This is a genomic window from Corallococcus exercitus (assembly GCF_003611585.1).
GTDB classification, from domain to species: Bacteria; Myxococcota; Myxococcia; order Myxococcales; family Myxococcaceae; genus Corallococcus; species Corallococcus exercitus.
The window spans coordinates 1-25122 of sequence record NZ_RAVW01000101.1 but is presented as its reverse complement, the minus strand read 5'-3'; the positions used below and the strand labels follow the sequence as shown (position 1 = coordinate 25122).

Below are 25122 nucleotides of genomic sequence, written 5' to 3'. Positions count from 1 at the left end.
CCCGTCCGCCACCGAAACGGCCCTGCCCCCCGACGTCTCCGTGGAGGACGTGCGCCGCGCCACGGCGGTGCTCAGCACGCTCGCCGAACACCGCGCGCTCCTGCACCACCTCCCCCAGGAGGACCACCACGCGCTGATGGCCGCCGCGGGCCGGCTCATCCACCCTGACAAGGCCACGAAGTCGCGGATGGTCAACGCGCTCCGCAAGGAGAAGAAGGACGCGCTGCGCGCCAACGACCGCGCCGTGCGCTCCAGCACGGAGATCCGCGTGCTGCGCAAGGCGCCGGTGCTGACGCTGCCCGTGCTGCCCGCGCCGCCGCCGGAAGCGACGCCGGAGCGCCTGCTGGAAGTGCCGCGCAAGTGCTACGTGTGCAAGGTGGAGTTCCGCAAGGTCCACTTCTTCTACGACGCCATGTGCATCCCGTGCGGGGACCTGAACTACGCCCGGCGCACGCAGCGCGCGGACCTCACCGGCCAGGTGGCGCTCATCACCGGCGCGCGCGTGAAGATCGGCTTCCAGGCGTCGCTGATGCTGCTGCGCTCGGGCGCCACGGTCATCGCCACCACGCGCTTCCCCAAGGACGCGGTGCACCGCTACGCGCGCGAGCCGGACTTCGCGGACTGGGCCCACCGGCTCCAGGTGCACGGCCTGGACCTGCGGCACGCGCCCAGCGTGGAGCTGTTCGCGCGCCACATCGAACAGACGCACGAGCGGCTGGACATCCTCATCAACAACGCGGCGCAGACCGTGCGCCGGCCGCCGGGCTTCTACCAGCACCTGCTGGATGGCGAGCTGCGCGACCTGAGCACTCTGTCCCCCCAGCTGCGCCCGCTGCTCGCGGGCCACGAGACCTGCGTCGCCGCGCTCCGGCCCGCGCTGGGCTCGGGCGACCTGGGGAACACATCGCTGCCCGCCGCGACCTGGCGCAGCAGCGACCCCGCACTGGGCATCCACTCGTCCGCGGCGCTGTCGCTGTTGCCCTACGCCATGGAGCAGGAGGGCGACACGCGTGCCCTCTTCCCGGCAGGAAGGCTGGACGCGGACCTCCAGCAGGTGGACCTGCGGGCCACGAACTCCTGGCGCCTCAAGCTGTCGGAGGTGCGCACCGCGGAGATGCTGGAGGTGCACCTGGTGAACGCGGTGGCCCCCTTCATCCTGTGCGGGAAGTTGAAGCCGCTGATGCTCAAGGACCGCTCGCGGCCGGGCCACATCGTCAACGTGTCCGCGATGGAGGGCAGCTTCTCCCGCTGGACGAAGACGGACCGGCACCCGCACACCAACATGGCCAAGGCCGCGCTGAACATGATGACGCTGACGTCCGCGCCGGACTACGCGCGCGACAACATCTTCATGAACGCGGCGGACACCGGCTGGGTCACCGACGAGGACCCCGCTCAGCATGCCGAGCGCAAGACACAGGAGCTGGACTTCCAGCCCCCGCTGGACATCGTGGATGGGGCCGCGCGCGTGGTGGACCCCATCATGACCGCCGTGAACACCGGCGAATACGTCTGGGGCAACTTCTTCAAGGACTACCGCCCCACGGACTGGTGAGCGCCGGCGCTCAGCGCAGCGCGCCCCAGTTGTAGGTCGCGTTGCTCCCGCCGGTCAGCACGCGCCAGTACGTGCTGTAATACCCATACGTGTCCTTGATGGCCTTGTAGCTGCTGGACACGTTCCAGTCGTTGGGGCTCGTCGTGCCCAGGTTGTAGACGAGCGAGTCGCCCCACACGGAGTAGATGGCCCACGGGCGCGCATCCAGCTCGGACACCGTGCCGTAGCGGCTGTCACCCCAGCGCACCGGCAGCTTGTCCGTCTCCGCTACCATGCGCGGTTTGTTGTAGCCCGCGAGCCCTGTGTAGAACTGCGCCGGGAAGTAGGGATTGCCGTGGTAGATGTCCACGGCCACCACGTCCACGCGGTCGTTGCCCGGATAGTAGTTCCACGGGTCCCCGCCGTACGTCCCGTCCCACTCATACGGCGACCAGACGAAGACGAGGTTCTTCAGGCCGCGCGTCTTGACCAGGTAGTCATGCGCGATGATCCAGAGCTGCTTGTACTGGGCGGGGTCCTGGTTCGCCCACCAGAACGGCGACGCGCTCCCCTTCTTGTTCATCTCGTGGAAGGGGCGGAACAGCACCGGCACGCCCTGCTGCTGGAGGTACGCGAGCTTGTCCGCCGCGAAGGACAAATCCCGCAGCAGCGCCTGGTACTCCGCCGTGTTCGCCTGCCAGTTGATGACCCGGCCCATCCAGTTGTAGTCCATCCACGACTGCCGGAAGGTGTTCTCCCAGCTCTTCACCGACGCGCCCGGGTAGGACTGGTGGAAGCTGAAGCCGACGATGCCCTCGCCGTAGATGAAGCGGTCGCGCGCGAAGCCCACCGCGGAGTCCACGTACGGCTCCGCGTACGTCGCGTGGTAGTTGCCCGGCCCGAAGTCCAGCTCCACGAAGCCCGGGCGGCGGCCGGAGATGTCCCCCACCTTCACCCAGTACCCACCGGCGTAGGCCTCCTTCTGGGCCTCGCAGTGCTGCCCCATGATGGTCTGCTTCGTCCCGCCGTTGCGGCTGTTGTTCTCCAGGTCCGTCAGCAGGTTGTAGACCCTCTGCGCCTGCGCCGTGGGCCCCGGCGTGCTCAGCGTCCGGGACACCTGCGCGCTCGCGGTGCCCGCGCCCAGGCACAGCACCAGCGCCGCCAGGAGGAGGAAAGAGGATGGTTTGGGGGGAACGTGCGTCACGCGGGGACCTCCGAAGGCTGCCCAGGGAGCGGCCAGGGTGTCATCCCTTCAGCACGATTTGCACGAATTTCAGCTTAGGCAAATCTGTCCACCGGCGTGCGGGCGGGTTCGCAAGGCCCTGGATTCACTGCCAAAGGGCCGGGCCGGTGGTATCAAGCACGCCACCATGCCTGAAACGCCTTCGCCCCTGTTCAACGCGGTCCCCGTGGAGATGGACTTCCCGGCCGAGGAGCGCCGCATCCTGGCCTTCTGGAAGGAGCGCGGCATCTTCGAGAAATCGCTCAAGGCGAACGAAGGCAAGCCCTCCTTCGTCTTCTACGAGGGCCCGCCCACCGCGAACGGCCTGCCCCACAACGGCCACGTCCTCACGCGCGTCATCAAGGACCTGTTCCCGCGCTACCAGACCATGCGGGGCCACTACGTGCCGCGCAAGGCGGGCTGGGACACGCACGGCCTGCCGGTGGAGGTGGAGGTGGAGAAGGAGCTCCGCATCCACGGCAAGGCGGAGATCGAGAAGTACGGCGTGGAGCCCTTCACGGAGCGCTGCATCGAGTCCGTGTTCCGCTACACGTCGGAGTGGGAGCGGCTGACCCAGCGCATCGGCTTCTGGGTGGACCTCAACGAGGCCTACGTCACCTACCACCGGGGCTTCGTGCAGAGCGTGTGGTGGGCGCTCTCCGAGCTCTACAAGAAGGGCCTGCTGTACCAGGGCCACAAGGTGGTGTGGTGGTGGCCGCGCGGCGGCACCGCGCTGTCCGCCGCGGAGGTGGGCCTGGGCTACAAGACGGTGGACGACCCCAGCGTCTACGTGGCCTTCCCGCTGCGCGACGCGCCGGACACGTCGCTGCTCATCTGGACGACGACGCCTTGGACGCTGCCGTCCAACATGTACGCGGCGGTGAACCCGTCCGTGGACTACGTCACCGTGGACGCGGGCGACCGCAAGCTCATCCTCGCCGCGGCGCTGCGCGAGGAGCTGGCCAAGAAGCTGAAGAAGGACCTGCCCGTGCTGTCCACGCAGAAGGGCAGCGACCTCGTCGGCAAGCGCTACACGCCGCCCTTCGACACGTACTTCGCGAAGGAGGCGGACGCCACGCTGCCCCTGAAGGACGGCGGACAGGACACGGTGGGCTGGCGCGTGATTCCGGCGGACTTCGTCACGCTGGACAGCGGCACCGGCATCGTCCACACGGCCCCTGCCTTCGGCGAGGACGACTACAAGGCCTACCGCAAGGACGCCACGCGCTTCGCGGATCCGGAAGCGTTGCAGATGCGCTGCGCGGTGAAGCCGGACGGCACGTTCTCCGAAGAGGTGCCCCTCGTCACCGGCCGCTTCGTGAAGGACGCGGACAAGGACCTGCAGCGCAACCTGAAGGAGCGCGGGCTGCTCATCCACACGGAGCAGTACCGCCACGAGTACCCCTTCTGCTGGCGCGCGGACGAGGATCCGCTCATCCAGTACGCCCGCCCCGCCTGGTACATCCGCACCACCTCCGTCATCGAGCAGGCCAAGGCGAACAACCAGCACGTCAACTGGGTCCCGGAGAACATCAAGGACGGCCGCTTCGGCGACTTCCTCGACAACAACGTGGACTGGGCCCTGTCGCGCGAGCGCTACTGGGGCACGCCGCTGCCCCTGTGGATCCACTCGGAGACGGGTGAGACGGAGGCCGTGGCCTCCATCGCGGAGCTGCGCCAGAAGCCGGGCAACAACGTGGCCGCCGTGGAGGCGGAGCTGAAGGCGTTCCTCGCCGGCAAGCCGCACGAGTCCAACGCGGAGCACCTGCTGGTCCACAAGCCGTGGATCGACAAGGTGACGTACGAGAAGGCCGGCGCCAGCGGGAAGTTCCAGCGCGTCCCCGAAGTGGTGGACGTGTGGTTCGACTCCGGCTGCATGCCCTTCGCGCAGTGGGGCTTCCCGCACGCGCAGGGCTCGCAGGAGATCTTCAACCGGGCGTTCCCGGCGGACTTCATCTCGGAGGCCATCGACCAGACGCGCGGCTGGTTCTACTCGCTGCTGATGGTCAGCACGCTGCTCTTCGACGAGGAGACGCAGAAGCGCATCGGCCTGACGCCCAAGCGCGAGTGGCCCATGCCGTACAAGAGCTGCATCGTGCTGGGCCACGTCTCCGACAAGGAGGGCAAGAAGGAGTCCAAGTCCAAGGGCAACTACACCCCGCCGGAGATCATCCTGGACGAGGTGCGCATGGACTTCGCGGTGCTCACCGCCACGGAGGCCGGCGTCCCGGCGGAAGCCGGCGTGGCGCTCATCGCGCGCGAGGACCTGGAGGGCCTGGACACGCAGGAGGGCGCGAAGGTGCAGCTCTTCCGCCCGGACCGGCCGGACGCGCCCGTCACCGTGACGGTGAAGGTGCACAAGAAGCTCAAGCGCCGCGTGGTGCTGCTGGCGCCGCAGGAGCTTCAGCAGCTGGGCGTGAAGCCCTCCGCGCGCGGCGTGGACGTGATGCCGGTGGAGGTGCCCCGGCTGGCGCCCACGGAGCGCGTGGTGCTCAAGGACCCCGCCACCAAGGCGCCGGGCGCGGACGCGTTCCGGTGGTTCTTCTACGCGGCCAGCCCCACCTGGTCCAACACGCGCCACTCGCTGGCGAACGTGCGGCTGTTGCAGAAGGACTTCCAGGTCAAGCTGCGCAACGTCTACTCGTTCTTCACCATCTACGCGAACATCGACGGGTTCAACCCGGCGAAGGGCAACGCGAGCAGCACGGAAGCCCCGTGGCTGGCCATCCGCAAGAGCCAGGGCTGGCGCGAGGTGAAGGCCCGGCCGGTGCTGGACCGGTGGATCCTCTCCGAGGTGCAGCTCACCCTGCGCGACGTGGCCAAGGCGCTGGACACGTATCAGGTGTACGACGCGGCCCAGCGGATGGTGGCGCTGGTGGACGCGCTGTCCAATTGGTACCTGCGCCGCAGCCGCGAGCGCTTCTGGGCGCCGGGCTTCGAGCAGGACAAGCAGGACGCGTACTTCACGCTCTACGAGGCGCTGACCACCATCACGGCGCTGTCCGCGCCCTTCATCCCGTTCTTCGCGGATGAGATGTGGGGCAACCTGGTGGGCAAGCCGTGGGGCGCATCGCAGCCGGAGAGCGTGCACCTGGCGCGCTTCCCGGACGTGGACGCGAGCCTCATCGACGAGGGGCTGGCCGCGGAGATGGGCGCCGTTCGCGAGCTGGTGTCGCTGGGCCTCAAGGTCCGCACGGACAACCGGCTCAAGGTGCGCCAGCCGCTGTCGCGCGCGGACGTCATCCTGTCGCGCCGCGAGCTGACGGAGCGCGTGGCGGTGTACCAGGCGCTCATCTCCGACGAGCTGAACGTTCACACCGTGAAGCTGGTGGAGCCGGGCAGCCCGGAGGCGGACGTGGTGCGCTACCGCGTGCGTCCCAACCTGCGCGCCATGGGCAGCCGGCTGGGCCCCAAGCTCGCGCCGGTGCGCAAGGCGTTCGACTCGGGGGATGGCCGCGCGCTGCACCAGGAGCTGCTCCAGACGGGCAAGGTGGCCCTGAACGTGGGCGGCGAGGACATGGTCTTCCCCGCCGAGGAGCTGGAGACGCTGGTGGAGGCGCAGCCAGGCTACGCCGCCGCGGGCGGAGGCGTGGGCGTGGTGGTGATGCACACGCAGCTCACGGAAGCCCTGGTGGACGAAGGCCTGGTGCGCGAGCTGCTGGCGCGCGTGCAGGGCAACCGCAAGGACATGAACCTGGGCTACACCGACCGCATCCGCCTGTGGGTGGACGGTGATGACCGGGTGAAGCGCGTCGTCGAAGCGGCTCGCGACGAGATTGCCCGCGAGACGCTGGCCTCTGAAATCCACGTGGGCCCCCAGGGCCTCACCGGCACCGAGGAAGAGGCCAGCCTCAACGGCCTGCCCGCGAAGCTCCGCGTCGAGCGCGCCTGAGCCCCGGACCTCCGGAGCGCAGGGAAGGACAGCTCCGGGCAGTCACCTACCCGGAGCTGAATGCGGACATCCGGTGCGAGCGTCGACGCACGAACACCGCCCGCGCATCCCGTTTCCAGGAAGCGCGGCGCTCCGGATGATGGCGGCATGAGCGAAGCCACACCCCTGAAGGGAAGCTGTCACTGCGGCGCGACGCGGTTCGAGGTGACCGCGCCGCCGAAGGACCTCACCCGCTGCAACTGCACGTTCTGCTCCAAGCGCGGCGTGCTCTGGGCCTACTACCCGCCGGAGCAGGTGAAGTTCACGAGCCGCGACCAGGCGGGCGTGTACGACCGCAACGCGCCCGTCGTGCACCACCACTGCCAGAAGTGTGGGTGCGGCACGTGGTCGGACATCCCCGTCTGGGAGAACAACGCGCCCGTGCCCGGCCAGTTCAAGGTGGGCCTCAACGCGCGCCTGTTCGACGACTTCGACCTGGACGCGGTGCGCGTGAAGTTCGTGGACGGCCGCAACCTCTGGTAGCCGTCACAGGCGCGGGGCCGGCCCGCGGGCCTCCGGGAAGTCGGTGGACCGCGACAGGTCCTTCCACTTCTGGTCCTGCGCCTTGAGCGCGTCCAGCTTCTCCTGCGACAGCTCGAACGCGTCGCTGCCCAGCACCAGGTGCAGCGGCGGCGACTCCATCGCGGCCACCTGGAGCAGCACCTGCGCCGCGCGGTCCGGGTCGCCCGGCTCCTTGCCCGTGCGCGAACGCATGTGCTGGGCGACCACGCCCACCGTGGGCGCGTACTCCGGCCGGAAGTCCGGGATGGTCATGGATGCCCCCGCCCAGTCCGTGCGGAAGCCACCCGGCTCCAGCACCGTCACCTTCACGCCGAAGGGCGCCGTCTCCTTGGCCAGCACCTCGGAGAAGCCCCCCACCGCCCACTTCGCGGCCTGGTACGCGCCCAGCCCCGGCGTCGACAGGCGGCCTCCAATGGAGGACACCTGGATGACGTGCCCGGAGCGCTGCTCGCGCAAGACCGGCAGCGCCGCGCGCGTCACGTTCATCACCCCGAACAGGTTGGTGTCCAGCTGCGAGCGGAAGTCCTCGTCCGTTACCTGCTCGATGGGCGAGAGGCTTCCGTAGCCCGCGTTGTTCACCACCACGTCCAGACGGCCGAACGCGTCCACCGCCGTCTTCACCGCCGCCCGCGCCTGTTCCGGGTTCGTCACGTCCAGGGCCACCGCGCGGACCCGGTCCCCGTAGCGCTCCACCAAGGAGGACAGCTGCTCCGGCTTGCGCGCCGTGGCCACCAGCCGGTGCCCGGCCGCCAGCACGGCCTCCGCGAAGCTGCGTCCCAGCCCCCGCGAGGAGCCGGTGATGAGCCAGACAAGGGACTTCTCAGAGGGAGCACTCATGGCGGGAATCCTTTCAACTAACCAGTTGGTTACATGGATATAAAGGGCCCCCTGGCAGGGTGCAACCCGGAATGGGCTGGGGCATGGTGGGGCGGCATGGCTGGAGACGCGCAGAAGACCCGGCAGCGCTTGCTGGAGGCGGCCGCGGCGGAGTTCTCGGAGCGGGGCATCGCAGGGGCGCGCGTTGACCGCATCGCGGCGGCGGCGGGCTGCAACAAGGCGCTCATCTATTCGTACTTCGGCAGCAAGGAGCAGCTGTTCGACGCCGTGTTCGAAGCGCACGTGGCGGAAGTGGCGCGCGAGACGCCCATCGACGCGACGGACCTGCCCGCCTACGCGGGGCGGCTGTTCGACGGCTTCCAGACGCGGCCGCAGGTGCTGCGCCTGGCCACCTGGTACGAGCTGGAGCACGGCCCCACCGTGGACATCCCGGAGCCCGTCGCGCGCAACAACCAGCACAAGGCCGCCGCCATCGCGAAGGCCCAGAAGGAGGGGCTGGTCTCGAAGCACTTCGCGGCGGACGAGCTGCTGGCGCTGGTGCTGGCGCTCTCCAAGACGTGGGCCTTCCCGCTGTCCTACTGCGCCACGACCACCCCACCCACAGCCGCGGAAATCCGCCGGCGCAGGCGCTCCGTCGTGGAAGCGGTCCGGCTGCTGGTGACGCCCGGAGGGGCCACGCCCTAGGGACTGGAGCAGGCGCCAGCTCAGTTCGCGGTGAAGGTCGTGTCGTCGCGGTACAGCGGGGTCCGGGCCCCGTCCGCCGTGTCAACCCGCGTGGCCATTACGCATCAACGCGGGCCCCGTCGGCTTCACCGTCCGTGGGAGCGCGCCGGTAGGCGCCGGGCCCCACGCCCCAGCGGCGCTTGAAGGCCTTGCTGAAGGCGGGCGCGCTTTCATAGCCGGCGCGCTCGGCGATGGTGTCCAGGCTGTCGCTGGACTCCCGCAGCCAGCGCGCGGCGCGGATCATCCGCCAGTTGGCCAGGTAGTGCAGGGGCGTCTCGCCCACCAGCGCGTGGAAGCGCGCGGCGAACCCGGAGCGCGACACGCCCACGGCCTGCGCCAGCCGCTCCACCGTCCAGGGCGTGCCGGGCTGTTCGTGCATCAGCGACAACGCGTTTCCGATGGCCGGATCCGCCAGCGCCTTCCATCCCGCCTGCCGCGCTCCCGCCAGCGCCGTCTGGGCCCGCAGCGCATGGACGAGCAGCACGTCCGCCAGCCGGCCCAGCACCAGGGCGCTCCCCGGCCCCGGCGTGGCGGTCTCCGCGGTGATGAGCTGCACGGTGGCCGCGAGCGACGGCGTGCCCTGCCCCTCCTGCGTGGACAGGCGGATGATGGAGGGAAAGGCGCGCAGCAGCGGATGCACGGGGTCCACGCCGAACTGGAAGCAGCCGGTGACCAGCGTGGTGAGCGGCCCCGTGCCGCCCAGCCGGGTGGTGGGCGGGCGGAGCAGCTGCGATGGAACGAAGTCGCTCGCGGCGGGGGCGCGGCGGCCGCCGTCATCCAGCACGTGCGCGGGCGCGCGGGGCAGCAGCACCACGTCCCCGGCGGAGAGGAACACCGGCTTCGCCGTGCCCTCCACCTGGAGGCGCAGGCTTCCGCGCGCCACTACGTAGAAGGACGCGTTGGCCTTGCGGGGCATGCGCACCGCCCAGGGAGCGCCCAGCTCGAAGCGGCCGAAGAGCAGCGTCTTGAACCGCAGCGTCTCCAGCACGTCGGAGACCACGTCGGTCTTTTCGTCCGGGGGCATTGGACGGAAAGACAGTTCTTTTGGACTCAGTGACATGGAGCGTCCATAACGGACGTCCTATTTCTGGTCCATCACCTCTTCCCTGGAGGCAGCACGTGGACCGCACTTCCCCTTCTCCTGACCTGATCCGGCTGATGGACGCGCACCTCGCGCTCATCGCCACGGACGTCGAGGGTTGGCTCGCCCTGTTCGCGGACGACGCCGTCGTGGAGTTCCCCTACGCCCCCTCGCTCGGCACGCCGTCGCGCCTGGAGGGCATCGAAGCCCTCCGCGCCTACTTCGCGCCCATCACCCAGCACTTCCAGGGACTCACCTTCACGAACGTCCGGCGCTACCCTGGCGTGGATGGACAGACGGGCTGGCTGGAGGTGCACGGCACCGCGACGCTCCAGCCCGGCAACATCCCCTACGCACAGGACTACGTGATGCGGATGCAGGTGCGCGACGGCCGCATCGTGCACTACCGCGAGTACTGGAACCCGCTGGCCGTTTCCCGGGGCACCTTCGAGAGCATCGGCAAGGAGCAGTCATGACCCGCATCCTCGTCATCGGAGCCGCCGGCAACACGGGACGTCCCATCGCGGAGGGGCTCACGGCGGAGGGCTTCACGGTGCGCACCGCCACGCGCGACTCGCGGCCGCCCGTCGCCGCCGCGGAACACGTGCGCTTCGACTGGGCGGACCCGGCCACGCATGGGGCCGCGCTGGAAGGCGTGGACCGGATGTACGTGCTCGCGCCCGGGCTGGTGGAGGACCCGTCCGTCCTCATGATTCCCGTCCTGGAGCGCGCGCTGGCCGGCGGCGTGCGGCGGGTCGTCCTGCTCTCCTCGTCCGTCGTTCCGGAAGGAAGCCCGGGGCTGGGACAGGTGCACCACTTCCTGCGCACGCACGCGCCGGAATGGAGCGTGCTCCAGCCCTCGTGGTTCATGCAGAACTTCATCAGCGCCGGCCACCATCACAACGCGAGTGTCCGGCGCGACGGCACGCTGGTGACGGCCACCGGCCAGGGACGGGTGGGCTTCGTGGACGCGGGGGACATCGCGGCGGTGGGCGTCCGGGCGCTCGCGGATGCCGCGTCCCATGACACCGCGCACGTCATCACCGGGCCCCAGGCGCTGGGCTACGACGACGTCGCGGCCATCCTGTCCCGGGTGTCGGGCCGCGCCATCCGGCACGTGCGTGCGACGCCGGAGGAGGCCCAGCGGCACCTCCAGGCCTCCGGCATGCCGGAGACCTATGCGCGGTTCCTCACGATGCTCGACACGCTCATCCGCGACGGGGCCGAGGACCGCGTGACGGACACCGTGCTCCGGGTCACCGGACGGGCGCCGCGCGACCTCGAATCATTCGCCCGGGCCCACCCGGACGTCTGGCGTTGAGTCCGCGGCCGAGCCCACGGCGACGCTGATGACGATGCCGGCCGTGAACACCAGGAGGGCGCCGACGATCATCATCGGCAGCTTCACCCAGAAGGATGTGCGGTCCCACGGGCGTCCCGTCAGCAGGCCCGTGAGCCCCGCGATGAAGTAGGCGGCGCCCAGGAAGTACGTGGGCGCCACCAGGAGCTGGGGCCAGCCGCCGTCACCGCCAATGCCCAGCCGGACCAGCCCGCCGATGATGACGCCGCCCAGCAGCACCAGGCCCGTGCCCTTCGCCAGGGTCCGCAGCGCTCGGAGCCGCACGGCGCCCGGCGTGAGCGGGTCGCCAGTGCTGCCCGTCTCGGTGGAAAGCCGCTGCACGCCGTCCAGCAGGAGCTGACCTTCGAGGCCAGGCTCGCGCGGGGAGGGCTTCGTCTCGGGACTCATGTGCCCCGAATCTACGGGTTTCCCGTTTCCGTCCGCCACCCACCCGGGCGCCACCGCCCGGCCTGGCGGACGGTGGCGCGGACGGCTCAGGTGCAGGTCTTCGGGTAGCTGGAGTTCGGGAGGCAGACGCTGACCTGCCCACCGTTGCAGCCGCACCAGTTGGACGTGCACTGCGAATCGCTGGTGCACGCCGTCCAGTTGCCGCACTGCTTCGGATACGTCGAGTTGGGCAGACACACGCGGGTCGTGCCCCCGTTGCAGCCACAGCGGTTGGAGATGCAGTCCGAGTCACCGCTGCACGACGCCCAGTTGGGCTGCAGCTGCGACTCCACACTGCCCAGCTCCGTCTCCGGCGTCACATCCTCCGACGCCACGTCCACACCGCCGCACGCCAGCAGCGGCAACACCAACAAGGCCAGGAACAGGCTCTGACGCTTCATCACATCGCCTCCACGCAGGGGTGACGTCCCGGGTCGCGGGAATGCGCTTCCCGGGACGCCCTATCCCTACCAAAGTCGTAAATAACCGTCAAAACCGCTTAATTAGATTTAATTGCATTAACGGCAATATTCACCTGTACGGTCGAGGAGTGTCGACTGGCCCGGGGTTCATTCCATTGCCTTCAGGAGATGGTTGCGCCCGGCAAGCAGTTCACGCCGTGAGGACCGGGCCGGACGCCTCCCTACGAAGTCCCTTCCGCGAGGAGCCCCGGGCCCATCCAGGGTCTTGAGCCGTGCACCTTCGCGGATGCGGGCCGGACATGACGAGGCGGATTCTTGGGATGCTCTTCGCGGCGTGGAGCATCGGCTGTGGACAGGTTGTGGAAGAGGCGTCTCCCCCGCGGGCCCTCCGGGCTTCGCCGAGCAACCGCTACGCGCGCCAGCAGGCGCGGGACGCCCGCGAGGAGGCGATGGCGGCCTCCCGCTCCTACCGTGGGCGACGACGCCGTCAACGCCGGCATCCTGGACCGCAACGCGAGGCGGCTCGCGGACCTGGGCTACGACGTCGTGCGCATCCCCATGCCCACCCCCTACTGCCAGGACGACGGCGACACCTGCGTGGGAAGCCCCGAGCGCATCCGCGAGTGCGACGGCACCAACGAGCGCGTCTGGGCGACGTACCTCAACTCCATCCGCCTGGGGGACGTGATGGCCGTGCCCGTGTACCGCCAGGTGCCGCCCTCCCAGGCCTGGCGGCACCACGGCCAGGAGCAGGAGGCCCTGGCCACCTACCAGTGGGCGCTGGACCGGGAGTTCGGCGCGGGCGCGGTGAAGGTCGTGCCCATCCCCTCGGACACCGCCATCCCCTGCCAGGGCGCGCTGCACTGCCTCACCAAGACGTTCCCGAAGACACTCCGGTGACGCATGGAGACTGGCGGGCACTCGGGGCAGGGGACGTCACCAGCCCATTGCCCCGGGGCGGGCATTGCGCCTATGGGAGGGGCATGGCTGACGTGCCTCTTACCGCAGCGGACTTCCCGCCCCCTTCCGTCGAGGAGTGGCGCCGGCTGGTGGACAAGGACCTCAAGGGCAAGCCCTTCACGGTGCTCCAGTCGCCCCTTGAAGGCGGCCTGTCCCTCCAGCCCCTCTACACGCCCCAGGACGCCCCGGCGCCCGCGGAACCGCCGGGCGTCGCGCCCTACGTGCGTGGCACCCAGCCCCTGGGTCACACCGAGGGTGGCTGGCTGCTGTGCCAGGAGTACGCGGGCCCCGACCTGACCGCGACCGCCGAGGCGCTGCGCGACGACCTGGAGCGCGGCACGCAGGGCGTCTGGCTGCTCCTGGACGCGCCCCATGGCCTGGACGTGAGGGATGAGGCCACGCTGGAGCGGCTGCTCGCGCACGTGCCGCTGGACCGCACGCCCGTGCACCTGGAGCCGACCGCGGACGTGCTCCGTCCCGCCTCGCTGCTGCTGGAGGTGCTGGCGAAGAAGGCCGGCGCCGCGAAGGGGGCCCTGCGCGGCAGCCTGGGCATCGACCCCATCGCGGCGCTCGCTCGCCACGGCGCCGCGAAGGTGGACGTGGCCCGGACGCTGACGGAGGCCGCGCCCATCATCACGTCGCTGCTCAAGGACGCGCCGGGCCTGCGCGCGCTGCTGGTGTCGTCGCGCCCCTGGGCGGACGCGGGCGCCACGTCCGTGCACGAGCTGGCGTGGAGCATCGCCACCGGCGTGGAGTACCTGCGCGAGCTGGAGCGCGCGGGCGTGTCTCCGGGTGAGGCCGCGCGGTCCATGCAGTTCGCACTGTCCGTGGGCGGGCAGTTCTTCCCCGAGATCGCCAAGCTGCGCGCGGCGCGGCTGCTCTGGTCCAAGGTCGTCGCTGCTTCGGGCGGTGCGCCGGAGTCGCAGGCCATGGCGTTGCACGCTCGCACCGCCAGCGCCACCAAGACGCGGCGCGACCCGTGGGTGAACATCCTGCGCGGCACCGCGGAGTCCTTCGCCGCCGTCGTCGCGGGCGCGGACAGCGTGAGCACGTCTCCCTTCGACGAGCCCCTGGGCACGCCGGACGAGCTGGGCCGGCGCCTCGCGCGCAACACGCAGCTCATCCTGCGCGACGAGTCCAGCCTCAACCGCGTCGCGGACCCCGCGGGCGGCAGCTACTACCTGGAGCAGCTCACCGGCGAGTTCGCCCGCGCGGCCTGGACGGAGCTCCAGCGCATCGAAGCGCTGGGCGGCCTCTCCCGCGCCATCGCGCAGGGCGACGTGGCCCGCGTCCTCACGGAGACGCGCACCGCGCGCGACAAGGCCGTGCGCACGCGCAAGCTCCCCATCGTGGGCGTCAGCGAGTTCCCCCACCTCCACGAGGCCCCCGTGCAGCGCGAGGCCCGCGCCGCCGCGCCCGTGCAGGGTGAGGGTGCCGTCACGCCGCCGCGGCCCGTCCGCATGGCGGAGGCCTTCGAGTCCCTGCGCGACGCGAGCGACCGCTACCACGCGGCGCACGGCGCCCGGCCGCGCGCCTTCATGGCGAACCTGGGCACCGTGGCGGAACACACCGCGCGCTCCACGTGGATTTCCAACGTGCTCGCGGTGGGCGGCATCGAGGCCGACGAGCACCACGGCTTCGCGGACGCGAACGCCGCCGCGGAGCTGTTCGCGAAGGCGGGCACGACGCTCGCCGTCATCTCCGGCCCGGACGCGCTCTACCCGGAGGCCGTGCCCGCCTATGTCGCGGCCCTCAAGGCGAAGGGCGCCCGCACGGTCGCCGTCGCGGGCCGCCCCGGTGACCACGAGGCCGCCTTCCGCGCGGCCGGCGTGGACCTCTTCCTCTACGCGGGAGCGGACCTGTTCCAGCTCCTGAAGACGCTGCACACGCAACTGGGAGTGGCCTGATGCGCCCCACCGTTCCGGACTTCTCCCGCGTCGCCTTCGACGCCCCCGAAACCCAGACGCCCGCGCCGGTCGTCGATAAGCAGCGCGCGCAGGCGAGCCAGGCCACGCGCGCCGCGGAGGCCTGGGACACGCCCGAGGGCATCCCGGTCAAGCCGCTCTACACCCGCGAGGACCTGGAGGGTGTGGCGCACCTGGGCTCGCTGCCGGGCCTGCCGCCCTTCGTGCGCGGCCCCTACTCCACCATGTACGTGCAGCAGCCGTGGACGGTGCGCCAGTACGCGGGCTTCTCCACGGCGGAGGCGTCCAACGCCTTCTACCGCCGCAACCTCGCGGCCGGGCAGAAGGGCCTGTCCATCGCGTTCGACCTGGCCACGCACCGGGGCTACGACAGCGACCACCCGCGCGTCGCGGGTGACGTGGGCATGGCGGGCGTCGCCATCGACTCCATCAAGGACATGCGCATCCTGTTCGACCGCATCCCGCTCGACCAGATGAGCGTGTCGATGACGATGAACGGCGCCGTCCTCCCCGTGCTCGCGCTCTACGTGGTCGCGGCCGAGGAACAGGGCGTGAAGCCCGAGCAGCTCAGCGGGACCATCCAGAACGACATCCTCAAGGAGTTCATGGTCCGCAACACGTACATCTATCCGCCCGGTCCCTCCATGCGGATCATCGGGGACATCTTCAAGTTCACGGCGGAGCGGATGCCGCGCTTCAACAGCATCAGCATCAGCGGCTACCACATGCAGGAAGCCGGCGCGACGCAGGACCTGGAGCTGGGCTACACGCTCGCGGACGGCGTGGAGTACGTGCGCGCGGGGCTCGCCGCCGGCCTGGGCGTGGACGCGTTCGCCCCGCGCCTGTCGTTCTTCTGGGCCATCGGGATGAACTTCTTCATGGAGGTGGCCAAGATGCGCGCGGCCCGCCTCCTCTGGGCCCGCCTCATCAAGGGCTTCAACCCGAAGAGCGACAAGAGCCTGGCGCTGCGCACCCACTGCCAGACGTCCGGCTGGAGCCTCACCGCGCAGGACGTCTACAACAACGTCGTGCGCACCTGCGTGGAGGCCATGGCCGCGACGCAGGGCCACACGCAGAGCCTGCACACCAACTCGCTGGACGAAGCCATCGCGCTGCCCACGGACTTCAGCGCGCGCATCGCCCGCAACACCCAGCTCTACCTCCAGCTGGAGAGCGGCACCACGCGCGTCATCGACCCGTGGGGCGGCAGCTACTACGTGGAGCGCCTCACCCACGAGCTGGCGCAGAAGGCCTGGAGCCACATCCAGGAGGTGGAGGCGCTGGGCGGCATGACCAAGGCCATTGAAGCGGGCCTGCCCAAGCTGCGCATCGAAGAGGCCGCCGCGCGGACGCAGGCGCGCATCGACTCCGGACGCCAGGCCATCATCGGCGTGAACAAGTACCCGCCGGAGCGCGCGGACAACATCGAAATCCTCAAGGTGGACAACTCCGCCGTGCGCGAGGCGCAGATTGCCCGCCTGCGCGAGCTGCGCGCGGAGCGCAATGGCGAAGAGGTCCGCCGCCGCCTGGACGCGCTGACGGAAGCGGGCCGGCGCAACGAGGGAAATCTCCTGGCGCTGGCCATCGACGCGGCGCGGGCGAAGGCCACCGTGGGCGAAATCAGCGACGCCCTGGAGAAGGTCTACGGGCGCTACGAGGCCACCGTGCGCGGGGTGACGGGCGTGTACTCAGCGGAAGCGGGACAGGCGCAGGGCATCATGGAAGCGCGGGCGAAGGCGGATGACTTCCTGGCGCGCTTCGGCCGCCGGCCGCGCATCCTCATCGCGAAGATGGGCCAGGACGGCCACGACCGCGGGCAGAAGGTCATCGCCACGGCGTTCGCGGACCTGGGCTTCGACGTGGACATCGGGCCGCTGTTCCAGACGCCGGAGGAGTCCGCGCGCCAGGCGGTGGAGAACGACGTGCACGTGGTGGGCGCGTCGTCGCTGGCCGCGGGCCACCTCACGCTGGTGCCGCAGCTCAAGCACGCCCTCAAGGCCCTGGGCCGCGAGGACATCATGGTCGTGGTGGGCGGCGTCATCCCGCCCCAGGACTACGACGCGCTGCGCGCCGCGGGCGCCGCCGCCATCTTCGGTCCGGGCACCGTCATCGCGAAGGCCGCCATCGAGCTGCTCGACAAGCTGGCCGCCGAGCAGGAGGCGGCGTGAAGCTGCTGCCCGCGGACACCTACGTGGACGGCGTGCGCGCGGGCGACAGGGCGGTGCTCGCGCGAGCCATCACGCTGGTGGAGAGCGAGCACCCGAAGCACGCCGGGCTCGCGCAGGAGGTGCTCACAAAGCTGCTGCCCCACACCGGCAGGAGCCGCCGCGTGGGCATCAGCGGCGTGCCCGGCGTGGGCAAGAGCACCTTCATCGACGCGCTGGGCATGCACCTGGTGGGCAACGGCCACAAGGTGGCGGTGCTCGCCATCGACCCGTCCAGCAGCATCACGGGCGGCAGCATCCTGGGCGACAAGACGCGCATGTACCGGCTGGCGCGTGAGACGTCCGCGTACATCCGTCCCAGCCCCTCCAGCGGCACGCTGGGCGGCGTCGCGCGCAAGACGCGGGAGACGCTGCTGCTCTGCGAGGCCGCGGGCTTCGACGTGGTGCTGGTGGAGACGGTGGGCGTGGGCCAGTCCGAGACGGTGGTCGCGGACCTGGTGGACTTCTACCTGGTGCTGATGCTCGCGGGCGCCGGGGACGAGCTGCAGGGCATCAAGCGCGGCATCCTCGAAGTCGCGGACATGGTGGCCATCAACAAGGCGGACGGCGACAACCTGCCGCGCGCCACGCGGGCCCGCGCGGAGTACCGCGCCGCCCTGCACCTGATGCGCCCCGGCGCGGAGCCGGTCGTCACGACGTGCAGCGCCATGGAGGGCACCGGCATCGACACGCTGTGGGCCTCCGTGGTGGACGTCGTCGCGAAGCGCGAGGCCTCTGGCGAATTGCAGCACCGGCGCACCCAGCAGCAGGTGGGCTGGATGTGGGCCATGGTGCACGACGGCCTGCGAGCAGCCCTGCGGGCGCACCCCGAGGTGGCCGCCCTGGTGCCTGTCCTGGAGCAGGCCGTACGCGAAGGCCGCGCGACGCCCACCTCCGCCGCACTGCGTGTGCTGGGGGCATTCCTGCCGCAATCGCAGGCCTGACAAGCCGCGTCGTCCAACGGGCAACGCCTGTCTCAATCGCTTGCCGGGCCAGCACCGCACTCCTAGTGTACGCCCGTGCGACACCCCCAACCGACCACCGCTCCCCAGCCGTACCGGCCCCGCCACCACGTCCGCATCGTCACGGCCGCCAGCCTCTTTGACGGACACGACGCGGCCATCAACGTGATGCGCCGCCTGATGCAGTCCTCCGGCGCGGAGATCATCCACCTGGGCCACAACCGGTCCGTGGCGGAGATTGTCGACTGCGCCATCCAGGAGGACGCCCAGGGCATCGCCCTCACGTCCTACCAGGGCGGCCACGTCGAGTACTTCAAGTACATGATCGACCTGCTGCGCGAGCGCGGCGCGAACATCAAGGTGTTCGGCGGCGGCGGCGGCACCATCCTCCCCACGGAGATTGAAGAGCTGCACCAGTACGGTGTCGCGCGCATCTATTCCCCGGACGACGGCCGCGCCATGGGCCTCCAGGGGATGATCGACGACCTCATCTCCCAGTGTGACTTCGAGAAGCGCCCCGCGGACTACAAGGGCCTCCTGAAGACGCCGCTGCCCCGCGAGCCGGAGCGCATCGCGTCGCTCATCACCATCGCGGAGAACTTCGCGGACGCCGGCGAGGAGCTGCGCACCGCGCTCCAGGCCGCCAGCGTGCAGGCGCCGCGAGTGCCCGTGCTGGGCATCACCGGCACGGGTGGCGCCGGCAAGTCCAGCCTCGTGGACGAGCTGGTGCGCCGCTTCCTGGCGGACTTCCCGGACAAGACGCTCGCGGTGCTCTCCGTGGATCCGTCCAAGCGCAAGTCCGGCGGCGCGCTGCTGGGCGACCGCATCCGCATGAACGCCATCGACAACCCGCGCGTCTACATGCGCTCGATGGCCACCCGTCAGAGCAACCTGGCGCTGTCCCGGCACGTCGCCCACTCGATTGAGGTCTGCAAGGCGGCGGGCTTCGACCTCATCGTGGTGGAGACCTCCGGCATCGGCCAGTCCGACACGGAGATCACCGAGCACTCGGACGTGGCGCTCTACGTGATGACGGCCGAGTACGGCGCGGCGACGCAGCTCGAGAAGATCGACATGCTCGACTTCGCGGACGTCATCGCCATCAACAAGTTCGACAAGCGCGGGTCGCTGGACGCGCTGCGCGACGTGAAGAAGCAGTGGAAGCGCAACCACAACGCCTTCACGCTGAACGACGACGCGGTGCCCGTGTACGGCACCATCGCGTCGCAGTTCAACGACCCGGGCATGAACACGCTGTACCGGGCCATCATCGACGCGCTGGTGAAGAAGACGGGCGCGACGCTGGAGAGCAAGTTCTCCCTCACGCCCGGCATGAGCGAGAAGAAGTGGATCATCCCCCCGGAGCGCACGCGCTACCTGGCGGAGATCGTCGAGGCCTGCGAGGGCTACGACGGCTTCGTGCGCGCCCAGGCCGCCATCGCCCGGCGCATGTACCAGCTGCACGGCACCATCCAGGCCCTGCGCCAGAACGTGGGCAAGAAGAAGCTCGAAATCGTCGAGCCCAAGGACGCTGGCGACGTGGTGCAGGTGACGGAGCGCGTGGAGGGCGAGCCCGCGTACCTGGGCGACCTGGTGGCGCTGTACCAGGACCTGGAGAGCCGCCTGCACGCGGACTGCCGGCGCCTGCTGGCCGAGTGGCCCGCGACGAAGAAGCGCTACGCCGCGTCCAAGTACCAGTTCCAGGTGCGCGACAAGGTCATCGAGCTGGACCTCATCAGCGAGACGCTGTCGCACCTGCGCGTGCCCAAGATTGCCCTGCCCAAGTACGAGGACTGGGGCGACATCCTCACGTGGCTGCTGCGGGAGAACGCGCCGGGCGCCTTCCCGTTCACCGCGGGCGTCTTCCCGCTCAAGCGCGAGGGCGAGGACCCCGCTCGCATGTTCGCGGGCGAGGGCGGCCCGGAGCGCACCAACAAGCGCTTCCACTACGTGTCGCGCGGCCTGCCGGCGAAGCGCCTGTCCACGGCGTTCGACTCGGTGACGCTGTACGGCGAGGACCCGGACCACCGGCCGGACATCTACGGCAAGGTGGGCAACTCGGGCGTGTCCATCGCGAACGTGGACGACGCGAAGAAGCTCTACTCCGGCTTCGACCTGGCGGACCCGTCCACGTCCGTGTCCATGACCATCAACGGCCCGGCGCCCATGCTGCTGGGCTTCTTCCTCAACGCCGCGGTGGATCAGCAGTGCGAGAAGTGGATCCGCGCCAACGGCAAGGTGGACGAGGTCGAGAAGAAGATCGACGCGCTCTACAAGGAGCGCGGCCTGCCGCGTCCGCGCTACCAGGGCGAACTGCCCCAGGGCAACGACGGGCTGGGGCTCCTGCTGCTGGGCGTGTCCGGTGACGAGGTCCTGCCGCCGGAGGTCTACGCGAAGATTCGCGCGTCCACGCTCCAGGCGGTGCGCGGCACGGTGCAGGCGGACATCCTCAAGGAGGACCAGGCGCAAAACACCTGCATCTTCTCCACGGAGTTCGCCCTGCGCGTGATGGGCGACATCCAGCAGTACTTCATCGACCAGAAGGTGCGGAACTTCTACTCGGTGTCCATCAGCGGGTACCACATCGCTGAGGCCGGGGCGAACCCCATCTCCCAGCTGGCGTTCACGCTGGCGAACGGCTTCACCTTCGTCGAGTACTACCTGTCGCGCGGGATGCACATCGACGACTTCGCGCCCAACCTGTCGTTCTTCTTCTCCAACGGCATGGACCCGGAATACGCGGTGCTGGGGCGCGTGGCCCGCCGCATCTGGGCCAAGGCCATCCGGGACAAGTACGGCGGCAACGACCGGTCGCAGAAGTTGAAGTATCACATCCAGACGTCTGGCCGGTCCCTGCACGCGCAGGAGATTGCCTTCAACGACATCCGCACCACGCTGCAGGCATTGCTGGCGCTCAACGACAACTGCAACTCGTTGCACACGAACGCCTACGACGAGGCCATCACCACGCCCACGGAGGAGAGCGTGCGGCGCGCGCTGGCCATCCAGCTGGTCATCAACAAGGAGTTCGGCCTGTCGAAGAACGAGAACCCCAACCAGGGCTCGTTCATCATCGAAGAGCTGACGGACCTGGTGGAGGCGGCGGTGCTCAACGAGTTCCGCGCCATCTCCGAGCGCGGCGGCGTGCTGGGCGCCATGGAGCGCATGTACCAGCGCTCCAAGATCCAGGAGGAGTCGCTCTACTACGAGATGCAGAAGCACGACGGGACGCTGCCCATCATCGGCGTGAACACCTTCCTGGACCCCAAGGGTTCGCCCACGGTGACGCCGCCGGAGGTGATTCGCGCGACGAAGGATGAGAAGGACTACGCCATCACGTCGCGGGACGCTTTCTGGAAGCGCAACGCGAAGACGGCGCCCGCCGCGCTGGAGGCGGTGCGCCGCGCGGCCCTGGACAACGGCAACGTGTTCGGCGCGCTGATGGATGCCTGCAAGGTCTGCACGCTGGGCCAGCTGTCCCGCGCGTTGTACGAGGTGGGCGGCCAGTACCGGCGCAACATGTAGCCTTCCTCCGGAGGCGACCGCGCGGTCCGTCGCGGTCGCCTGTGGGAGGCGCGTCAGTACGGGCTGGACGTGGGGCGGATGATGATCTCACTCACGTCCACGTCCGCAGGCTGGCTGATGGCGTAGCTGATGGCGCGGGCAATGGCATCCGCCGGAATCGCATCCTTGCGGAACTCACGCATGTACTCGCGCGACGCCGGGTCGCTGATGCTCTCCGCCAGCTCCGACGTGGTGACTCCCGGAGAAATCACCGTCACCCGGATGTCCGCGCCCACCTCCTGGCGCAGTCCTTCCGAAATGGCAATCACCGCGTACTTCGTCGCGCAGTAGACCGCCTCCGTCGGAACGACCGAGTGCCCGCCAATGGAAGACAGGTTGATGAACTGCCCCGCCTTCTGGCGCTTCATCACCGGCAGCCCCGCCGCGATTCCGTGCAGCACGCCCCGGATGTTCACGTCGATCATCCGGTTCCACTCGTCCACCTTCAGCTCGTCCAGCTTCGACAGCGGCATCACCCCGGCGTTGTTGATGAGCACGTCCAGCCGCCCGTACTCCTTCAGCGTGAAGGCCACGAAGGCGTCCACGTCCTCGCGCTTCGTCACGTCCAACGCCTTGTAGCGAGCCTCACCGCCCTTCGACCGCAGCTCGCCCGTCAGCGTCTCCAGCCGATCCGTCCGGCGCGCGCCCAGCACCACCTTCGCGCCCTGTGCGGCGAGCAGGCGGGCCGTCGCCTCGCCAATGCCGCTGCTCGCTCCGGTGATGGCCACCACCTTGCCCTGGATGTCCGTCGTCATCGCTTTCGTCCCCTGTGGAAGGCCCGGCGCGAAAGAGGGCGCCGGGGATGAACGCACCCTCTCAAGGAGCGCGGGGACGGCGGTATCCGGATGCTCGCGGACTCTTGCCCATTCCTGCACGAGCACCGGGTCCGGCCCGGGGTTAGAACCGGCGTGCATGCCGACCGCCCGTCCCGACTCCGCCCTGAGCCCGCACCTGTCCGAGCTGGCGACGCTCCTGGAGCGCCACACGCCCACGGACGGAATCCACGCCACCGCCATCCCCCGCGTGGTGCTCATCCGCGCGTCCCGGCCCTCCACGCCGCTGCATGCGTTGCAGGAACCGGCGCTCTGCATCGTCGCGCAAGGCCGCAAGCAGGTGCTCCTGGGCGAGGAGCTGTATGTCTATGGCCCGGACCAGTGCCTCGTCGCGTCCGTGGACCTGCCCGTCACGGGGCAGGTGGTGGAGGCCTCGCCCGCCGCGCCCTACCTGTGCTTCCGGTTGGATTTGGAGCCCGGACAGCTGGGCAGCCTGATGATGGAGGCGGAGCTGGACGCGCCCGGCCCCAAGGACATGGTGCGGGGCCTGGCCCTGGGTCCCGTGGGCGCGCCGCTGCTGGACGCGACCGCGCGGCTGGTGCGGCTGCTGGACACGCCGCGCGACATCCCCGTGCTCGCGCCGCTCGTCATCCGTGAAATCCTCTATCGCCTGCTGTCCGGGGAGAACTCCGAACGGCTGCGGCGCATCGCCGTGGCGGACAGCCGCCGGGAGTCCGTCACCCGCGCCATCCACTGGCTCAAGGAACACTACGCCGCGCCGCTGCGCATCGAACGGCTGGCGCGCGCCGTCCACATGAGCCCGTCCGCGCTCCACCACCACTTCAAGTCCGTCACCGCGATGAGCCCGCTGCAGTACCAGAAGCAGCTGCGGCTCCAGGAGGCCCGCCGCCTGATGCTGGCGCAGGCCATGGACGCGGCGATGGCCGGCCACTCCGTGGGCTATGAGAGCCCGTCCCAGTTCAGCCGCGAGTACAGCCGGATGTTCGGTGCACCACCTTCGCGCGACATCGCGAGGCTGCGCGAGTCCCTCGGCTCCGCCCCGGCGGCAGTGCGATAGCCCCCCAGTACCAATGGCGGACGTGGCGCATCGTTTCCACGTTGTGCCCCCCTTCCTGGCCCTGGCATCCGCCACCGCGCCGGAAGGCATGCCCGTGGGGAGGGTCGCGATGTCTTCTGGTGAAGGTGGTGACTGGGGACTGATGCACACGGCGACACGCCTCAGCGTCGAGGAGCTGGAGCAGCTGGCCCGCGAGGAGCCGTTCCGGGGCTCGGCCCTGCCTGCCTCCGGCAGCGCCGTGCGGTTCCTGCGCGTGCAGCTCATGCGCATCGCGGGGCACCTGGGGGAGCTGCACCTGCCGGACTTCAAGGAGGTGGTGGGCGGCGTCATCCATGCCGAGGAGCACCCCACGTCGCTGCTCTTCGTCGCCCAGCTGCGGGAGCGGCTCGCCTTCGAGCGGACCAGCTCGCGGCTCTACGCGGGCCTGCTGGTGAAGACCCATGCCTTGGGCAGCTACCCGGGCGGCCCCACGCCGGAGCGGCTCGTGGAGCTGCACAACCAGGAACTGGACCACCTGAACCTCATCCGCGAGTGCATCTACCGGCTGGGGATGGACGCGCCCCAGCTGATGGTGTCCGGAGACGGCGCCGACCCGCGGCTGCATGGGCTGCTGCGGGCCGTGGACGACCCGTGCGCCACGCTCCAGGACGCGCTGCGGGCGGTCCTCATCTCGGAGATCCTCAACAACGCTGGCTGGGCGCTGCTCGTGGACCTGGCCCAGGAGCTGGGACCGCCCGACCTGGTGGACGCCTTCCGCGACGTCGTGCGCGAGGAGCTGCTGCACCTGGAAGAGGTCACCGACTGGGTCGCCAACCTCCCGGAAGGCATCCGCGTCGCCGCCGCGAGGGTCTCCACCGGCTGAGGCGCTTCACGCGCTCAGGCGTGCCGGCGCTCCTGCCGCAGGGGCTCGACCTCCCGGCGCAGCCGGGCCACGGAGAGGCTCAGGAACACCAGCATCCCCACCAGCAGCCCACCGCCGAACGCGAGCCCCAGCAGCCACGGCTGGAACGAGCGCACCAGCCCGCCCGCGACGCCCTGGCTGAAGGCCCCGCCCAGCCGCGTCAGCGCCGCGTCCCGGCAGGCCACGGCCTCGGCGCCCTGGCGCCCCTCGCACTCGGGGAGGACGGAGCCCAATTCCTGGCGCGACTGCTCCACCATGGTGGTCGCCATCCGGCCCGCGGTGGCCGACAGGCTCTGGCCCAGCGGGCCCTCTCCCTCCGGCCCCAGCTGACGCTCCAGCTCCGCGCTCAGCCCCCTCGCGACCTGCGAGGCCAGCGTGGAGGAGTAGGTCCCGAACCCCGAGCCTCCCGTGCCGGCGCCGCCCGGCAGGCCCACTCCCGGTCCGCCCGGCGCGTTCGCCACCGCCCCTCCCGGGGGCGCGTCTGCCGGCGCGGTGGGCGGGGTCTCCGGCCGGGTGACGGCGTCCAGCATCCCGCGCGCGGCCTGCTCCGCCTCGTGACGGACGACGGCGTCGTCCGTGGCCTGGTCCTCGGCCGTCTTCTCCTGCTTCTGCTCATGGATGGATTCGAGGGCGCCCTCGGTGCCCTGCTTCGCCATGTCGCGCGCGATGGCGCCACAGCCCCCGCCCCCCATGAGCA

Annotated in this window: 20 protein-coding genes; 13 read left to right on the top strand and 7 right to left on the bottom strand. The window is 70.0% G+C overall.

Going from position 1 to position 25122, the window contains the following annotated elements; translation table 11 throughout:
- Positions 1–40 precede the first annotated feature (40 nt).
- A complete protein-coding gene (locus D7W79_RS15035; RefSeq protein WP_439099192.1) occupies positions 41–1555 on the top strand; it encodes an SDR family NAD(P)-dependent oxidoreductase in 1515 nt (504 codons plus the stop codon).
- A 10-nt stretch (positions 1556–1565) separates the two neighbouring features.
- Here the strand turns inward: D7W79_RS15035 and D7W79_RS15030 are convergent, their stop codons facing one another.
- A complete protein-coding gene (locus D7W79_RS15030) occupies positions 1566–2738 on the bottom strand; it encodes a glycoside hydrolase family 26 protein (RefSeq protein WP_120526072.1) in 1173 nt (390 codons plus the stop codon).
- Positions 2739–2904: 166 nt separating this feature from the next.
- Between D7W79_RS15030 and ileS the strand changes: the two genes are divergently transcribed.
- Together ileS and D7W79_RS15020 are read left to right on the top strand one after the other, a co-directional pair.
- Positions 2905–6648, top strand: a complete 3744-nt coding sequence (gene ileS / locus D7W79_RS15025) for an isoleucine--tRNA ligase (RefSeq protein ID WP_120526071.1) — start codon at positions 2905–2907, stop codon at positions 6646–6648.
- A 147-nt stretch (positions 6649–6795) separates the two neighbouring features.
- Positions 6796–7170: a GFA family protein gene (locus D7W79_RS15020; RefSeq protein WP_120526070.1), complete on the top strand. Its 375-nt coding sequence runs from the start codon at positions 6796–6798 to the stop codon at positions 7168–7170.
- Positions 7171–7173: 3 nt separating this feature from the next.
- Here the strand turns inward: D7W79_RS15020 and D7W79_RS15015 are convergent, their stop codons facing one another.
- The gene (locus D7W79_RS15015; RefSeq protein WP_120526069.1) at positions 7174–8046 is read right to left on the bottom strand and encodes an oxidoreductase; all 873 of its coding nucleotides are present in this window, start codon (positions 8044–8046) and stop codon (positions 7174–7176) included.
- A 96-nt stretch (positions 8047–8142) separates the two neighbouring features.
- On the opposite strand from D7W79_RS15015, the gene D7W79_RS15010 reads away from it, so the two are divergent.
- Positions 8143–8730, top strand: coding sequence for a TetR family transcriptional regulator (locus tag D7W79_RS15010; protein ID WP_120526068.1), 588 nt, complete (start codon positions 8143–8145; stop codon positions 8728–8730).
- Positions 8731–8827: 97 nt separating this feature from the next.
- Here the strand turns inward: D7W79_RS15010 and D7W79_RS15005 are convergent, their stop codons facing one another.
- Positions 8828–9793: an AraC family transcriptional regulator gene (locus D7W79_RS15005; RefSeq protein ID WP_120526067.1), complete on the bottom strand. Its 966-nt coding sequence runs from the start codon at positions 9791–9793 to the stop codon at positions 8828–8830.
- A gap of 95 nt (positions 9794–9888) precedes the next feature.
- Between D7W79_RS15005 and D7W79_RS15000 the strand changes: the two genes are divergently transcribed.
- Complete coding sequence (locus D7W79_RS15000) at positions 9889–10326, top strand: nuclear transport factor 2 family protein (RefSeq protein WP_120526066.1); 438 nt, start codon at positions 9889–9891, stop codon at positions 10324–10326.
- Positions 10323–11171 carry an NAD(P)H-binding protein gene (locus tag D7W79_RS14995; protein WP_120526065.1) on the top strand — a complete coding sequence of 283 codons (849 nt, stop codon included), beginning with the start codon at positions 10323–10325 and terminating at the stop codon, positions 11169–11171. Before D7W79_RS15000 ends, D7W79_RS14995 begins: the two co-directional genes overlap by 4 nt.
- Here D7W79_RS14995 and D7W79_RS14990 read toward each other — a convergent pair.
- Both D7W79_RS14990 and D7W79_RS14985 read right to left on the bottom strand, forming a co-directional pair.
- Positions 11136–11597: a hypothetical protein gene (locus D7W79_RS14990; RefSeq protein WP_120526064.1), complete on the bottom strand. Its 462-nt coding sequence runs from the start codon at positions 11595–11597 to the stop codon at positions 11136–11138. The two genes, D7W79_RS14995 and D7W79_RS14990, sit on opposite strands and share 36 nt — an antisense overlap.
- Positions 11598–11683: 86 nt before the next feature.
- Positions 11684–12037, bottom strand: a complete 354-nt coding sequence (locus D7W79_RS14985) for a hypothetical protein (RefSeq protein ID WP_120526063.1) — start codon at positions 12035–12037, stop codon at positions 11684–11686.
- Between the two features lie 492 nt (positions 12038–12529).
- Here D7W79_RS14985 and D7W79_RS14980 point away from each other — a divergent pair, with 492 nt between their 5' ends.
- The 5 genes from D7W79_RS14980 (at position 12530) to D7W79_RS14960 (ending at position 21634) form a co-directional block, all read left to right on the top strand.
- The gene (locus D7W79_RS14980) at positions 12530–12958 is read left to right on the top strand and encodes an agmatine deiminase family protein (protein WP_158616964.1); all 429 of its coding nucleotides are present in this window, start codon (positions 12530–12532) and stop codon (positions 12956–12958) included.
- Positions 12959–13041: 83 nt separating this feature from the next.
- On the top strand, positions 13042–14925 hold the full coding sequence (locus tag D7W79_RS14975; protein ID WP_120526061.1) for a methylmalonyl-CoA mutase family protein: 1884 nt from the start codon (positions 13042–13044) through the stop codon (positions 14923–14925).
- Complete coding sequence (gene scpA, locus D7W79_RS14970; protein WP_120526060.1) at positions 14925–17111, top strand: methylmalonyl-CoA mutase; 2187 nt, start codon at positions 14925–14927, stop codon at positions 17109–17111. The genes D7W79_RS14975 and scpA overlap by 1 nt, the downstream gene beginning before the upstream one ends.
- Positions 17108–18091, top strand: coding sequence for a methylmalonyl Co-A mutase-associated GTPase MeaB (gene meaB, locus D7W79_RS14965; protein ID WP_120526059.1), 984 nt, complete (start codon positions 17108–17110; stop codon positions 18089–18091). The genes scpA and meaB overlap by 4 nt, the downstream gene beginning before the upstream one ends.
- A 75-nt stretch (positions 18092–18166) precedes the next feature.
- A complete protein-coding gene (locus D7W79_RS14960; protein ID WP_120526058.1) occupies positions 18167–21634 on the top strand; it encodes a methylmalonyl-CoA mutase family protein in 3468 nt (1155 codons plus the stop codon).
- Between the two features lie 53 nt (positions 21635–21687).
- Here the strand turns inward: D7W79_RS14960 and D7W79_RS14955 are convergent, their stop codons facing one another.
- Positions 21688–22428: an SDR family oxidoreductase gene (locus D7W79_RS14955; RefSeq protein ID WP_120526057.1), complete on the bottom strand. Its 741-nt coding sequence runs from the start codon at positions 22426–22428 to the stop codon at positions 21688–21690.
- A gap of 157 nt (positions 22429–22585) precedes the next feature.
- On the opposite strand from D7W79_RS14955, the gene D7W79_RS14950 reads away from it, so the two are divergent.
- Both D7W79_RS14950 and D7W79_RS14945 read left to right on the top strand, forming a co-directional pair.
- On the top strand, positions 22586–23524 hold the full coding sequence (locus D7W79_RS14950; protein ID WP_120526056.1) for an AraC family transcriptional regulator: 939 nt from the start codon (positions 22586–22588) through the stop codon (positions 23522–23524).
- Positions 23525–23633: 109 nt separating this feature from the next.
- Positions 23634–24386, top strand: a complete 753-nt coding sequence (locus D7W79_RS14945; RefSeq protein WP_147441926.1) for a ferritin-like domain-containing protein — start codon at positions 23634–23636, stop codon at positions 24384–24386.
- A gap of 14 nt (positions 24387–24400) precedes the next feature.
- Here the strand turns inward: D7W79_RS14945 and D7W79_RS43630 are convergent.
- A partial coding sequence (locus D7W79_RS43630) for a hypothetical protein (protein ID WP_276375353.1) occupies positions 24401–25122 on the bottom strand: 722 nt, incomplete at its 5' end.

Bases quoted from the DNA above. Each gene is read 5' to 3' on its own strand.
- D7W79_RS14945 (WP_147441926.1), top strand. From the start codon at position 23,634: ATGTCTTCTGGTGAAGGTGGTGACTGGGGACTGATGCACACGGCGACA.
- D7W79_RS14975 (WP_120526061.1), top strand. From the start codon at position 13,042: ATGGCTGACGTGCCTCTTACCGCAGCGGACTTCCCGCCCCCTTCCGTC.
- D7W79_RS15010 (WP_120526068.1), top strand. From the start codon at position 8,143: ATGGCTGGAGACGCGCAGAAGACCCGGCAGCGCTTGCTGGAGGCGGCC.
- D7W79_RS15015 (WP_120526069.1), bottom strand. From the start codon at position 8,046: ATGAGTGCTCCCTCTGAGAAGTCCCTTGTCTGGCTCATCACCGGCTCC.
- scpA (WP_120526060.1), top strand. From the start codon at position 14,925: ATGCGCCCCACCGTTCCGGACTTCTCCCGCGTCGCCTTCGACGCCCCC.
- D7W79_RS14955 (WP_120526057.1), bottom strand. From the start codon at position 22,428: ATGACGACGGACATCCAGGGCAAGGTGGTGGCCATCACCGGAGCGAGC.
- D7W79_RS15005 (WP_120526067.1), bottom strand. From the start codon at position 9,793: ATGCCCCCGGACGAAAAGACCGACGTGGTCTCCGACGTGCTGGAGACG.
- D7W79_RS15020 (WP_120526070.1), top strand. From the start codon at position 6,796: ATGAGCGAAGCCACACCCCTGAAGGGAAGCTGTCACTGCGGCGCGACG.
- ileS (WP_120526071.1), top strand. From the start codon at position 2,905: ATGCCTGAAACGCCTTCGCCCCTGTTCAACGCGGTCCCCGTGGAGATG.
- D7W79_RS14985 (WP_120526063.1), bottom strand. From the start codon at position 12,037: ATGAAGCGTCAGAGCCTGTTCCTGGCCTTGTTGGTGTTGCCGCTGCTG.
- D7W79_RS14995 (WP_120526065.1), top strand. From the start codon at position 10,323: ATGACCCGCATCCTCGTCATCGGAGCCGCCGGCAACACGGGACGTCCC.
- D7W79_RS14950 (WP_120526056.1), top strand. From the start codon at position 22,586: ATGCCGACCGCCCGTCCCGACTCCGCCCTGAGCCCGCACCTGTCCGAG.
- D7W79_RS14990 (WP_120526064.1), bottom strand. From the start codon at position 11,597: ATGAGTCCCGAGACGAAGCCCTCCCCGCGCGAGCCTGGCCTCGAAGGT.